12 protein-coding genes and 1 pseudogene are annotated in these 13702 nt (G+C 29.7%); 10 read left to right on the top strand and 3 right to left on the bottom strand.

What is annotated here, in order from left to right; genetic code table 11:
* The first annotated feature begins 101 nt into the window (after positions 1-101).
* Positions 102-617: a GNAT family N-acetyltransferase gene (locus tag LQK79_RS20080; protein ID WP_231017653.1), complete on the top strand. Its 516-nt coding sequence runs from the start codon at positions 102-104 to the stop codon at positions 615-617.
* Between the two features lie 187 nt (positions 618-804).
* On the opposite strand, the gene LQK79_RS20075 is transcribed toward LQK79_RS20080, so the two are convergent.
* Positions 805-2115, bottom strand: coding sequence for a tetratricopeptide repeat protein (locus tag LQK79_RS20075; RefSeq protein ID WP_231017650.1), 1311 nt, complete (start codon positions 2113-2115; stop codon positions 805-807).
* A 463-nt stretch (positions 2116-2578) separates the two neighbouring features.
* On the opposite strand from LQK79_RS20075, the gene cls reads away from it, so the two are divergent.
* Together cls and lgt are read left to right on the top strand one after the other, a co-directional pair.
* Positions 2579-4054 (top strand): cardiolipin synthase, encoded by a 1476-nt coding sequence (gene cls / locus LQK79_RS20065; protein WP_231017649.1) that lies wholly within the window; start codon positions 2579-2581, stop codon positions 4052-4054.
* Between the two features lie 34 nt (positions 4055-4088).
* Positions 4089-4850: a prolipoprotein diacylglyceryl transferase gene (gene lgt, locus LQK79_RS20060; RefSeq protein WP_053242309.1), complete on the top strand. Its 762-nt coding sequence runs from the start codon at positions 4089-4091 to the stop codon at positions 4848-4850.
* 3 nt (positions 4851-4853) lie between these two features.
* Here lgt and LQK79_RS20055 read toward each other — a convergent pair whose 3' ends face one another.
* Positions 4854-6086, bottom strand: coding sequence for an MFS transporter (locus tag LQK79_RS20055; protein WP_053242310.1), 1233 nt, complete (start codon positions 6084-6086; stop codon positions 4854-4856).
* Between the two features lie 120 nt (positions 6087-6206).
* Entirely contained in the window at positions 6207-7373 is a 1167-nt protein-coding gene (locus tag LQK79_RS20050) for a hypothetical protein (RefSeq protein WP_231017648.1), read from the bottom strand.
* Positions 7374-7465: 92 nt separating this feature from the next.
* On the opposite strand from LQK79_RS20050, the pseudogene LQK79_RS20045 reads away from it, so the two are divergent.
* The 7 genes and pseudogenes from LQK79_RS20045 to LQK79_RS20015 all read left to right on the top strand — a co-directional run.
* A pseudogene (locus LQK79_RS20045) lies at positions 7466-7586 on the top strand (YoaP domain-containing protein); the annotation flags it as partial.
* 199 nt (positions 7587-7785) lie between these two features.
* Positions 7786-8544: a hypothetical protein gene (locus LQK79_RS20040; protein WP_231017647.1), complete on the top strand. Its 759-nt coding sequence runs from the start codon at positions 7786-7788 to the stop codon at positions 8542-8544.
* A gap of 13 nt (positions 8545-8557) precedes the next feature.
* Positions 8558-10258, top strand: coding sequence for an Mbeg1-like protein (locus LQK79_RS20035; RefSeq protein ID WP_231017645.1), 1701 nt, complete (start codon positions 8558-8560; stop codon positions 10256-10258).
* Between the two features lie 24 nt (positions 10259-10282).
* Positions 10283-10477 carry a hypothetical protein gene (locus LQK79_RS20030; RefSeq protein ID WP_053242315.1) on the top strand — a complete coding sequence of 65 codons (195 nt, stop codon included), beginning with the start codon at positions 10283-10285 and terminating at the stop codon, positions 10475-10477.
* 484 nt (positions 10478-10961) lie between these two features.
* Complete coding sequence (locus LQK79_RS20025; protein ID WP_053242317.1) at positions 10962-11909, top strand: phosphoglycerate dehydrogenase; 948 nt, start codon at positions 10962-10964, stop codon at positions 11907-11909.
* Between the two features lie 211 nt (positions 11910-12120).
* Positions 12121-12768 carry an amino acid ABC transporter permease gene (locus tag LQK79_RS20020; RefSeq protein ID WP_053242318.1) on the top strand — a complete coding sequence of 216 codons (648 nt, stop codon included), beginning with the start codon at positions 12121-12123 and terminating at the stop codon, positions 12766-12768.
* 52 nt (positions 12769-12820) lie between these two features.
* A complete protein-coding gene (locus LQK79_RS20015; protein WP_231017655.1) occupies positions 12821-13546 on the top strand; it encodes an amino acid ABC transporter ATP-binding protein in 726 nt (241 codons plus the stop codon).
* The last annotated feature ends 156 nt before the right edge of the window (positions 13547-13702 follow it).

The following is a 13702-nucleotide window of genomic DNA, read 5'->3' as shown; positions in this document are numbered from 1 at the left end:
GAGGGCTTTTAGCCCAGCCAGTAATATGCCCTTACAGGGCTGAGCAAACCACCGGCTTAGCCGGTGGTCATGATTAAATAAAATTTAAGGGGGCTATAAAATTGATACGAGAAGCAAATGAAAATGATTTGATGGAAATTTTAGAAATCTATAATTATGCAATACTTAATACTACGGCGATATATGCATATGAACCTCATGATATTGAAGAAAGGAAACAGTGGTATTATGAAAGGAAACAAAACAATCATCCAGTAATAGTATTTGAAGAAGATGATAAGGTTGTTGGATTTGCAACCTTTGAGCAGTTTAGAGCTTATCCAGCGTATAAATATTCTTTAGAACATTCAGTGTATGTACATAAGGATTATAGAAAAAGGGGTATTGGAAAAAAATTAATGAAAAAGTTAATTGAGGTTGCTAATGAGCAGGGGTATGCAATTATGGTAGCAGCCATTGATTCGGAAAATAGTGGCAGCATAGAATTGCATAAAAAACTTGGCTTTGAGTATGCTGGAACAATAGAAAAGTCAGGATTTAAATTTGGAAAGTGGCTTGATCTTGTTTTTTATGAATTGAAGTTAAGGGGACCAGAGAATCCTATTGAGAGTGATTAAAGAAAAGTAGGACTTAAATTATAAATTTAATACATAATTTAAGTCCTACTTTTCGTATTTAAGTTTTCTAAAATATCACCAACCACGGAATATTGAAGAAAGAGATATAAATACAATAGAAAATGTAAAGAATAATTTTGTCCCAGTTAATAGTATTTTTTTAAAATTCATTATAAAAACCTCTTTTCTAATTAAACTCTAGAGCTAATTTACATAGCCTACTTATTTTATTATTCATATTATGTATACTATAAAAGTTAATCAATTTATACATAATATCATTGTTTAATTTTGTCTCAATGTTTGAAAGAATAAAAGCTTCCATTTCTATTTCATCTATTTTTTCTGTGTAATCTAAAGAGGCATATATATCTATTAAATTACACAGCGTTCTTTTTGTTATAGTAAAAACTTTTTCATCCTTGCTAAATTTTAAAGCATTTAAGTAATGTTTTTCTGCTTCTTTTAATCTATTTAAGTTTTTGAATATATCCCCAAGTTCACAACATACTTCAGGAGCATATTCGCTATTAGCGCTAAGATAATCTGGCAAATTGTCGAGCGCAACTTTTAAATATTTGTTTGCATTTTCGATATCATTTAAACCTATATAGCATTGTATTAAATTTGTTATAACAATCATAAATTTATCCATGTTAGTTTTTTCTTGTACTAATTTGAAAATTTTAATAAATATCTCAAGAGCCTTTCCATATTCTTTTAAATCTAGAAAGCATGATCCCTTATTATTCCAAACTTCAATTAACTTATCTAAGTTATTCTTATCTATATAATTTTCTACAAGTTCTAAAGTCTTTATTGACTTGTTGAATTGTTTCAGATTTTTAAATGATATTGACCTATTAAATAAAAATATAGCAGTATAGTGGTTTGGCATATCTGGAAAATGATCGAGTGCAAATTGACAACATTCAATACTTTCAGGATGTCTATTTGTGTAAGTGTAAATTCTTGATAATTTTTTTAAAAGTCCTAATAATTCTGGAGTACAGGTAAGTTTATTCATCAAATTAAATGCTTTTTCATAATACAAAGCACCTTTGTAATAATTATTTACGCTGCTAAAATAATCTCCAGCAAGTTCATATATTTGTATTTTTTTCTCTTTTATGTCCCATTTGATTAAAAAAGATTCAACGGCCTTTAATTTTTTCGAAAAAGTTCTATCTTTATACGGAAAAACACTTTTTAACTCATTAATATAGACATCTAAGATTTTATTTGCCTGAGAAAGCTCGTCTTCCATTAAATAATCAATAGTTTCAGTAAAATTAAAATTATGTTTTTTTGAAAGGTGGTTTAAGTTTTCCAATATTATTTCAGCAGTATTTCTAGTAAGAGTTGCCTTGTTTGTTTCAATTTCGCTTATTAGGTTTCTAGTTATTTTACTTCCGGAAACTTCTTCTTGTCTTAGTTTGTATTTTTTTCTTAATAATTTTAATTTGTCACCTGGTGACAGTATTTCAACACATTCCATGTTAAAAACCCCTTTGTTATCTAAAACTATGTGTATATTAATATCATATCATTTATGTAATTTACTGTAAATGTTTTTATGTTTAAAAAAGTGTATTTTTATTACATTAATATAAAAATTGATTTTTTGATTACTCATAATGTATTATAAGCTTAAGGTGATGCAAATGTATAAAATAATGGATGTTATACTTCCGTACTTTGATGGATTTTACTGGTGTAATAAAATAAGAGAAATATCTAAGGCGCCAGTAATATTTGCATCTTCAAAGGATTCATTTGAATAGAGAAATTGCGATGTAAATAAATTTAGGTACATCGCAATTTTTGTTTTAAGGCATATTATATAATGTTAATCAATAATTCACTTAAAGTTTTTGTATAGTTATGTTAAAATTTGATATATGATTTTATTTATTAATATTAAATACAGTTTATACAAAAATTAAGAAGGGAGTGAGAGTATGGAGATTTCGCCTTTTGCAATAACTATAGTAATAATATATTTTATAAATTTTATATCAATTGTTATAACAATTTATGCAGAAAGAAAAAAGCCATTGACTGCTACAGTTTGGATATTAATACTCAGTTTAATTCCTGTATTAGGCTTTTTATTGTATTTCATTTTTGGAAGAAATTTAAGACCTAATCAAAAAAGGATTTTTCGCTTAAAAAAGGAGTATGACATTGTATATAATGGTTGGTTACTTAAAGAGAAGTATTTGCTTAATAACGATGATAAATTATTTAATGATGAAAATATAGCAAAGTACAAAGATATTATAGAAATGAATATAAACTCAAGCAGAAGTATATATTCTCAGGATAATGAAGTCAGCATTTTTACAAATGGAAAGGATAAATATGAAGCTCTCTTAAAGGATATAAAAAATGCAAAGGAAACCATAAATATTTTATACTTTATTATTAAAAATGATACTATAGGTAAAAAAATTGTGGATTTGCTTACCAAAAAGGCAAAGCAAGGAGTAGAAGTGCGAGTTTTATATGATCATGTTGGAAGTTTTCATACCCCATCCAGGATGTTTAATAAATTGAAAAAATCAGGTGGAAAGGTAGCAAGGTTTTTTCCTCTTAGTTTTGGAACCTATTGCAGCATAAATTATAGAAATCATCGTAAAATAGTTGTGATAGATGGAAGCATTGGATATGTTGGCGGCATAAATATAGGCGATGAATATATGGGAAATGGAAAAGGAAGAAGCAAAAGATTAAGACCGTGGAGAGATACTCATCTTAGAATTGTTGGAACTTCCGTCATGTTTCTTCAAGAAAGATTTTTGATGGATTGGTATTATGCAACTAAGGATGAAGCTATAAATGAAAATAACAGACTAAAAAGGTTTTTTAATAATAATGGTGGCACTGGAAAGATAGGAGTTCAAATTGTTTCAAGTGGTCCGGATTTAAGTGGAGAACAAATAAAAATGGGATACATCAAGCTAATTAATTCTGCTAAAAGTAAAGTGTATCTCCAAACACCCTACTTTATACCAGATGATTCATTTTTAGAAGCACTTAAGATATCGGCTATGTCCGGAGTTGATGTAAGAATAATGCTGCCATTAACACCAGATAAAAAATTTGTATACCATGCTACTACATCTTATATTCAGGATTTACTTGATTATGGTATTAAGGTATACTTATATAAGGGTTTTTTGCATTCTAAAATGGTAGCAGTAGATGGCGAAGTGGTTTCTCTTGGTACTGCAAATCTCGACATAAGAAGTTTTTCACTTGATTTTGAAATAAATGCATTTATTTATGATACGGAATTTGCTCAAAAATGTATAGATATTTTTGATGATGATGCAAAAAAATCGGAAATGATGACAATAGAAAAATATAAATCACGGGGGGTATGGAATAAGCTAAAAGAAGGATTAAGCAGGTTGTTTTCGCCATTATTATAGAAACTTTTAATTAAATAAGATAGGAAGTGGAGATATGAACTCAGTTGCATTTTCAATTTTGGGATTTGATATAAAATGGTATGGAATACTAATATCTTTAGGTGTTCTCTTAGGTTTTTTGGTAGCTAATTTTAATTGCAAATGGAGAGAAATTGATTACGATACAATAATAGATATAGCACTTGTTTCTCTTATCGTTGGTATAATTGGTGCTAGGCTGTACTTTGTTGTATTTCAGTTTAATACATATAATGGTAATATATTAGAAATGATAAATATAAGAAATGGTGGCCTTGCTATACATGGAGGACTTATATTTGGAATTGGAACTGCATTTATAATGTGCAGACATAAAAAAGTCAACTTCTTAAAACTTATGGACGTAATTGTACCATCCATAATAATTGCTCAGGCTATGGGAAGATGGGGAAATTTCTTTAATCAAGAAGCTCATGGTGGACCTGTGAGTGAAAAATTTATACAGCATTTTCCTAAATTTATTCAAAAGGGAATGTTTATTGATGGAACTTATTATCATCCTACATTTTTATATGAGTCCTTGTGGGATTTCCTTGTATTTATAATACTGCTTATAGTTATAAGGAAGGCAAAGAAGAAGGGATTAGTATTTTTCTTGTATATAGGTTTATATTCGCTGGGAAGATTTTTTATAGAATCTCTTAGAACAGATAGCTTAATGCTTGGACCTATTAGAGTTGCGATGCTTGTAAGTGGTCTGGGGGTAATAGCTTCTATAGTATTTATTATATATTCATATAGGGTGGTTAAAAAATAGTAGTTACACAGCCCTTTTAGTTGCTTCATAAACCTTACGATTCTCTTTAGCTGGAAGGCAAATGAATATAAATGCACTGCTTAAAGTAAATAAGCCTAAGCTTAAAGCGACAATTCTGTATGATAAAAATTGACCTAAAGAGCCTGCAGCAAGTTGAAAAACAATACCACCGGCAGCAAATATAACATTAAAAAATGCATTAATTCTTGTTCTAATTGATTGGGGTAAGTAGGATTGCACGGCAGCTTCTCTTAAAGTAGCACTAGTTGTTCCGAGTGCTCCACACAAAAATCTATTAATCAACATTAAAGGATAGGGCATAAAGAGCAGAACTGAATCCATTGAATCGTAAAATATATAAACGAACTTTGTTAAGGAATACCTTTTGCTTGAAGGTATTTCTTTCTTGTATTGAAAAAGCCCTCCAAATACTCTTCCTAAGGTTTCGGCACTTTTTAAGAAACCAAGCATTGTAACAGTAAGCCAGGGCTGTGTTTGATAAAAAGCCTGAGTTATAACAGAAATACCGTCGGAGGCTCCATTAGTGATACTCATATAAGTATATATATTTCTTATTCCTTTTTCCTTCTTTAAAAAAGCAAAGCCTTCTTTTATGTCATTTTTATATTGCCTAAAATCATATTTTTCAGCAGTTTTTGAAATTGTTTCTGTAATGTTTACTTCAGATATAACGGCAATTAAGGTTAAAATAGAAACTGCTATAAAGATATATCCTAGGGGAAGATTTTTGTATAGAAGGGCTGCAAATGGTGCCATGACAATTGAAACTGTTGGATAAATAGTACCGCTAACCGCATATCCTTTTTGTTCCATTCCAGCTGGAATAAGATCAGGATACCAGGAGGAATAACTCAAGTGGTAAAATACAGAAATTGTACCTACAACTAAAGTAAAAATAACATAGAGAGCGTAATTAAATGGATGATTTAAAACGTAAATTCCTGTTAAAAAATATATTGCAGTCATTAAAATATCTAGTCTTACAATCCACTTCTTTTTGCTTCTTTTATCAATAATTGGTGCAATGGCAATTGAAAATAGAATGTTTGGAAGCATGCCGCACACCATTATAATAGCTGACAAAAAAGTAGATTTTGTTTTATCAAAAACGAGTAAACTGATAGGTAAATCCATTGCTTGGCCACCTATTACTGATAATATAGTTGAAAATGTAATTAAACTGAAATCCTTAGTCCATAACTTACTTCTTTTCATAAAATATACCTCCTGTAATCATAGTATTATGATTCTTAACATGCTTCAAGAGATATATTTTGAGAATTTATTATGCTTATTTTATAACTTAAGAAAGCATTTTTGGATTTTTGAGGAAAGTTACTTTAGGCTCAGTGCTTTTTTATATTTCCTTTGTTTACAATAAGCTTCTTTTAAAAGATTGCGATAGAATAAGTAGTATCCTGGATGCCTTTCTTTTTTTAATACCAATGTAAGCTTTTCAAGCAAATTTACGAAATCAGGCTCTGATAAGAAATTTTTATTTATTTCCATAATTACTTCTTCATACATTAATTGCTCAACTTCAGCATTACTGTTATTAAGAAGCCATTTTTTCATTATTTCAAGAAATTCTTTTGCTTCGCCACTATGTCCACTTCTTATTTTAACAAGTGCTTTTTTATGATTTAAAAGAAAATCCCACTCTGCGCCTGTTACTTTATCAAGGTATTTCATAGCTAATTCATATTTACCATTTTGCAAATATGTAGCTCCAATATTATAATAAGTTCCACTTAACTTTTTACACCATGGTGTGTTTTGAAGTAGATTAATATATCTTTTATAAAATTGCAGCATCAGGGGTTCAATATTTAAAGCTGCGTAAACATTTCCCTGCATATCAAAGCATTTAGCTAAAGACCAAGTATTACCTTCTTCTAAAGCTAGGGAAATACATTGGTTAGCACATTCATTGACTTTATCATATTGACCTAAAAGAAAATAAGCCCACATAACATATAACAGGCTGCAGCTGTTATTTAGAAATCCATGAGCTTTTTTATATAAACGCAGCCTTTTATTTGTACTGCGGTTATCTAAGGGTTGAACAATATAATATAAAGCAAGCTGACGTTCTGTCATTACATCCTCTAATTGAGAGAGCAGTGTAGGAACATTCTTATCATTTTCAAAGCCCTGAATAAGTAACCAATCAATTGCAAGAGAGCTGTAACTTAGGGAGATATTTAATTTTTTTAGTTCACCAAATATTTTTTCATTGTCTAGGCCATAAAGTCGATTTCTAAAGTATTCCTTAATTAAACTTTTTGCTGATTTTATAAATTCTTCTTCAAAGCAGTATTTTATGTTTAATCGTTTAAACAGATCCGCCAAAATACTTTTGTCGGCTTGAACTAAATTCCGTTCTATTTTACTTAAATAGCTTGGAACACAAATCCCAAAGCAAATTTCTTTTTGACCTTTATTTTGTTTTATTCTTTCTAATTTTAATAGGATTCCTGCATATGGATCTTTGAGTTTCATGGTATTTCCTTCCTTCTGAGAAATGAAATTGGTATATGAAAATTATAACATGAGATGATGATCTTATGGATAGATAACTTGAAATTTAACTCAATGCACCATCACCCTTTACAACATACAGCTTTTTCTTTAATGGTGAGTTTATAACACATGAAATTACTATCAGAAAGTAAGTTTATTAAGTTCATTGAAAGAAAGGAAAACATTTTATGAGATTGTTCCGAGGAATGTTGAGGAAATGTATAGAAAATTCATTTTACTTTTATTAATTGATGACATTATCTACAGAAAGTAAACTTATATTCAGCATTTTAAATTTAACAGGATATTTAATTTTATTAAAATATGCTTGAGGAAAACAAGAAAAAGTAATATTATAGCATTACAGTATATAAATGAAAGGATAAAAGTAATGAGCATAAAAATAAAAAGAAAAAAGATATCAGTTATTTTAATACTTGTTTTAATAGGAGGAATCATGGTGGGGTGCGGACAAAGTGATACAAAGAAAGAAGGATCAGTACAAATTAAGATGGAGAAGTATATAAAGGATGCATACAAAGAAGATTTTGTAGTAGAAGTGCCAATGAAGCATACAGATGAAGGTGGAATATCGAATTACGATCATGCAGTGGCATATCCAAAAAAAGATAAAAGCTTGAAATTTGAAATAGATTATAGGGGCGGTAAATTTAGCGATAATTATATGGATGTTAAGTGGTCAAAAGAAGGAAGCCCAATTGTTGGAAATAAGCTAAAAGAAATTTATGGAGAAGACATTAGTTATTACTTTGAAATAAAAGAAAACACAAATGTAAGTACAAGAAAAATGAACTATCAACAGGCTATAGCTAATAACCCTAATAGTGGATACATAAAATTTGTATATTATGTATTCTTAAATGGAAATTTTAATAAACAGAAAGAAGCTGACAAAGTATATCAGGTTTTTAAATCTATTATTTTAGATAATAAAATTAAAACTTATGAGTTTGCCGTATACTTCATAAATAGTAATTATAAGGACTATTATATTAAAAGCAGAAGAAATAGTGGAGAATTGGATGATGAAAAATTATACAAAGAAGGCAAACTTTTAAATGTCATATATGATACCGAACTTGACAATATATCTGGCGTTAATGACATATTAAAGAACTTTAAATATTAGGGAGGATATTGAAGTGGAAAACTTATCTGAAGAAAGACGGTCGTATTTATTAAGTGAATTTGCTTATACTCAGATATTTAATACGCCAGATGACGCTAAATATTTGAAAGGAAAAAGGACATTAGGTGATATTATAAAACATTTTCAGAACAAAAATGGCAGCTATAATATTGAAAATCTCAAGTATGATGGTTCTTTAACTTCATCAGATGTAAAAGAAGTATTTAAAGAAATACAATCCGACCCTCAGTTAAGTAATTTAAGATTTACCGACTATGAAAACAACAATACCTCTGGAAACTTTGATGGATTTGTTGCATATTCGTTTAAAGATCCCGAGGGGAATGCACATTTTGTATTTAGAGGCTCTGAAAGTGATACTCCAGAAGGGCAGCGTGACGGCTTTTTAGGAGTGGATTGGACAGATAACTATACGATGGGCGTGGAAGGAAAATCAAGGCAGTTTCAAGATGTAAAAAGCTTTGTAGAGGCTAATAGTATAGGAAGTGCAAAAATATATGTAACAGGGCATTCAAAAGGAGGAGCAAATGCATTATATGCGTGTTCACAATTTGATAATGCTACTGGTATAGCATTTGATGCACCGGGAATAGATGAGGCTATTTCAGAGGAAGCAAGGGAAAGATTAAAAGAATCGGGAATAACAAATTTTGTAGCTTCAGATGATAAAGTAGGAGCACTCTTGTTTCATTCAGAAAATAGAGTGTTTTGCAAAATGAACGAAGCATATTATCTAGAACTTGATGATAAGATTGTGAAGGTTAATGATTATAATCAAGGAGCAGGACAAAGTGAGGCAGTAGATACATTTATACCACATGCTTTGCAGGCATTTTATTGGGATGAGAATAATAATTTAGTAAAAGAGAATAAAAGCAGTGGCTCTATGTTAACAGAAGCATTAACACAAAGCTTATACGATTGGAATATAAAAAATGGCAGACCATTAGATAAGTATTTAGATTGGATAATTAAGAATAAAAATAATCTTGGCAAGGAGTTAGAGGCAATTATATTTACAAAACTTGTAGGTGAGTTTGGAAAAGGTGCTCCAGGAATAATTTCAGATATACTTACAAATGTTTTGTATGATAAAGAAGTTACAGTTGAAGTGCTAAAAGAAACTCTGGAAAAATATATTAAACTTGATAATGTTTTTGATAAAATGCTAGCTGAATTAAACGATATGAAGGAAAAGTTTGTAAGTGATTTAGAAGATGATGTAGAAAAAATTGAGGATGAAGTAGAGAATGAGTTTTTTGATGGAGAAAATGTTGATTTTATTAATGATATAGAAAGCACAGTAGTGGCAATTGCAGATGAAGGCTCTAAGGCTTTAAGTGAAGAAGTTCAGAAAGTAGAGAGTGTTATAAAAAGAGGTTTTTCAAGTGGTGATGGCATTTATGGTGTGGCATCTATTAGAACGCGCATATATGTGGATTTTGGCAAGCTAAGGGAACATGCAGACAAGCTTCAGCACTTAAGAAGAAGTGCTTGTGACATAGAAGAAAGAATAAATGAATTATATTTTAATGCAGATATAGATTTTAGCAAAAATATATTAAATTTATTGAAATCAAGTTATATGGAATACAGTAGTGATAAATTTAGGGAAAATATAGATTACTTAAATTATGCAGCTGATACATTTCAAAGAGCTGAGAGAACGCTGCTTAATATGGCAAGTAGATAATTTTTAAGAAAGGAAGGCAATTTTATGGATAACACTACAAGACAGAAAGTAGATGGAATAGTAACGGATTTAGACCATTTAATAAAGGAACTTAGAATATTATCATCAAATATATCTAAAGATTTTGAGGGCTTGGGTGAAGAATCATGCTCATCAAGTATAGAATCTATGGCAAATGGATATGAATGCATAAAAAATCAACTTTCAGAAATTAATTAAAAGGATACAGATTTTTAAGCATATCTAATCCAAGAATTTCGTTTATAGAAATGCCATGTAATTTTGCATATATTTATTTTGAAGAATTCGAGACAGTTAGGAAACTTCCTACAAGTAATAAAAAAATAACATTATTTTCAACAAGTTTTACATATGAATTTGGAATTTATCAAAAGGGAATAAAAAAATATGAACATAAATTTGTTTTTTTAATGGGCTGTTGTATTTAGCTAAAAACCGCTAATGCAAAAGCCCTTTTTTATTCTTATCTCAAAAATCTTATTTTTTCTTGATTCATGCGTATCAAGAAATTTATTGTCTAGAAATGATTCACCGTAATTTTTAAAATTAATAATATATAAGTAAAGAGAAAGACGAATAATCATATTGAAAAAATAAACTGTTTATGATAACATATTAATAAAAAAGAGCGTAATTATTTAATAAAATGCAAAATTAAACTTGACAAATGGGAGGTTTACATATGAAAATTAAAGCATTATTTACTAATGATTTTGAAAAAGATAAAATAGACAAATTAAAAGATTTAGGATATGAAATAATTATAAATAAGGATCATGAAATAAAGTATTCAGATGAATTAAAGGATATAGAAATGCTATTTACCTATGATGCTTTTAAAAGTTTGGATATCAGTAAAATGAAGAGCTTAAAATGGATTCAGCTTGCTAGTGATGGTATTGATCATGTACCAAAGGAAAAGCTTAGAGGAACTTCTATCACTTTAACAAATAATAAGGATAGTTACAGTATACCTATATCAGAATGGATAGTATCTGCAATTCTTGATATTTTGAAACAAAGTTATAGTTTTTATAGAAATAAGGAGAAAAAACTGTGGAAATTAAATTTTTCACTTAAAGAATTATATAAGAGTACTGTAGGAATAATAGGAACAGGGAGTATAGCAATTGAGACAGCAAAAAGATTAAAAGGATTTGATGTTGAAGTTTTAGGACTTAACACTAATGGAAGAGATGTGTTTTATTTTGATAAATGCTATTCTAATGTTGAAATCCAAGTTATGCTTAAAAAATGTGATATTGTAATTTGTTTGCTGCCTCTTACTAAAAATACAGTTCACTTTATAGGTGAAAAAGAATTTTCGTTTATGAAGGAGGGAGTTGTTTTTGTAAATGCATCAAGGGGTGAGGTAGTCGATGAAAAAAGATTAATCGAAAACATTGAAAATAAAAAGATAGGCGGAGCTGCTTTAGATGTTTTTGAGAAAGAACCCCTTGAAGAGGAAAATCCATTATGGGATTTTGAAAATGTAATAGTGACTCCACATAATTCGTGGACTTCCCAAAATAGGGACAATAGATTGTACGAACTTATTTATGATAATATGGTGAAATATAAAAATGGTGAAGGACTAAGTAATATAGTGAATATAGAAAGAGGTTATTAATATAGAATTTTAGTAATAAATATCCAATGATGGAGTTAATTTTTATGCATAAAACATTGATTGATGGTGAGTTTTTGTGTATAATTAATTCAGAAATTGTATAAATACTTAAGCTTAATTTGAATAAAAATGCGACAAGCATATATGAGAACCAGCGGCTTTGAGCTTTTTAAATATACTTATAAGTGGCTGATGGAGGGAGATTATTTTTATGGATTTTGGTTCACTAAATAAGGTGCTGCCAGTACTTTTAAATGGAACTGTTGTAACTGTTGAACTTACTGTCATAGCAATTGTATGTGGATGCATAATTGCACTTATAATTGCTATATTAAAGATTTCATCTAATAAGGTGTTAAATTCTATAGGTGCCTTTTATACATGGATATTTAGAGGAACGCCACTTTTGCTTCAACTTTATGTGTTTTATTATGGACTTCCTGCTTTAGGAATTCAAATTACAGCTATGCAGGCAGCTATACTTGGACTTAGTTTAAATTCAGGAGCATATGTTGCTGAAATAATAAGAAGTGGTATTTTGGCTATAGATAAAGGACAATTTGAAGCTTCGAAGGCACTTGGATTTACTTATTTTCAAACTATGAAAAAGATAATTTTACCGCAAGCTTTCAGAGTAATAATTCCGCCAATGGGAAATGAGTTTATTGCTTTAATCAAAGATACTTCCTTAGTTTCAGTAATAACAATGGAAGAACTTTTAAGAAAAGCTCAGCTTTTTGTATCAGCTTCTGGTGATGCGGTTACTCCATATTTTGCAACAGGTGTTTTCTATCTTATAATGACAACTGTATTTACTTTCTTATTCTCACGTGTAGAAAAGAAATTATCGGTTTATTAAGGGGAGGATTATTATGTTAATGGCAGAAGCTAACGAGATAGCTAGTACGTTAATGATAGAAGCTAAAGGGTTAACTAAAAAATTTGGAAAACTTACTGTTTTTCAAAATTTGAATGTTAATGTTAATAAAGGAGAGGTTCTTGTTATAATAGGACCTTCTGGTTCGGGAAAAAGTACTTTTTTAAGATGCTTAAATCATCTTGAAGTTCCAGATGAAGGAGCAGTAACTATTGAAGGTGAAACTATAAATTTAAAGGATAAAAAAGGATATAGAAGAATCATAGAAAAGACAGGAATGGTTTTTCAAGGTTTTAATCTTTTTCCACATATGACAGTTGTACAAAATGTTATGGCAGCGCCTATTACTGTGAAAAAGGAAAATAGTGCGGTGGTAAGAGCAAGGGCAGAAAAGCTTATTGCAAAAGTTGGACTAAGTGATAAGTTGGACGTTTATCCTTCAAAGCTTTCTGGTGGACAAAAGCAAAGAGTTGCTATTGCAAGAGCACTTTGTATGGAACCAGATATAATGCTTTTTGATGAACCTACATCTGCTCTCGACCCAGAACTTGTTGGTGAAGTTCTAAATGTAATGAAGGGACTTGCAGAAGAAGGAATGACAATGGTTGTTGTTACTCATGAAATGGGCTTTGCAAGAGAAGTTGCGGATAGAGTAATGTTTATGGATGGTGGCAAGATTGTAGAAGAAGCCGCTCCAGAAGAAATTTTTACAAATCCTAAAGAAGATAGAACTAAGGCATTCTTAGATAAAATTTTATAGAAGACTAAGATTATAAGCAAGCACTTGGGTTTAATGGTGCTTGTTTTTTTGTGCGTAATGAAGTGAATGTACATTATATAAATATTGCGAAGTAACAGTATCTTGGAATATTAAATAAAATTAATAAATCTAAGCAGCAAATTGTTAAAATCTTAA

This window comes from Clostridium guangxiense (assembly GCF_021043395.1).
In the GTDB taxonomy this organism is placed as follows: Bacteria; Bacillota; Clostridia; order Clostridiales; family Clostridiaceae; genus Clostridium_S; species Clostridium_S guangxiense.
This window is presented reverse-complemented; position numbering and strand designations above follow the sequence as displayed.

Bases quoted from the DNA above. Each gene is read 5' to 3' on its own strand.
- LQK79_RS20075 (WP_231017650.1), bottom strand. From the start codon at position 2,115: ATGGAATGTGTTGAAATACTGTCACCAGGTGACAAATTAAAATTATTA.
- cls (WP_231017649.1), top strand. From the start codon at position 2,579: ATGGAGATTTCGCCTTTTGCAATAACTATAGTAATAATATATTTTATA.
- lgt (WP_053242309.1), top strand. From the start codon at position 4,089: ATGAACTCAGTTGCATTTTCAATTTTGGGATTTGATATAAAATGGTAT.
- LQK79_RS20055 (WP_053242310.1), bottom strand. From the start codon at position 6,086: ATGAAAAGAAGTAAGTTATGGACTAAGGATTTCAGTTTAATTACATTT.
- LQK79_RS20050 (WP_231017648.1), bottom strand. From the start codon at position 7,373: ATGAAACTCAAAGATCCATATGCAGGAATCCTATTAAAATTAGAAAGA.
- LQK79_RS20040 (WP_231017647.1), top strand. From the start codon at position 7,786: ATGAGCATAAAAATAAAAAGAAAAAAGATATCAGTTATTTTAATACTT.
- LQK79_RS20030 (WP_053242315.1), top strand. From the start codon at position 10,283: ATGGATAACACTACAAGACAGAAAGTAGATGGAATAGTAACGGATTTA.
- LQK79_RS20025 (WP_053242317.1), top strand. From the start codon at position 10,962: ATGAAAATTAAAGCATTATTTACTAATGATTTTGAAAAAGATAAAATA.
- LQK79_RS20020 (WP_053242318.1), top strand. From the start codon at position 12,121: ATGGATTTTGGTTCACTAAATAAGGTGCTGCCAGTACTTTTAAATGGA.
- LQK79_RS20015 (WP_231017655.1), top strand. From the start codon at position 12,821: ATGATAGAAGCTAAAGGGTTAACTAAAAAATTTGGAAAACTTACTGTT.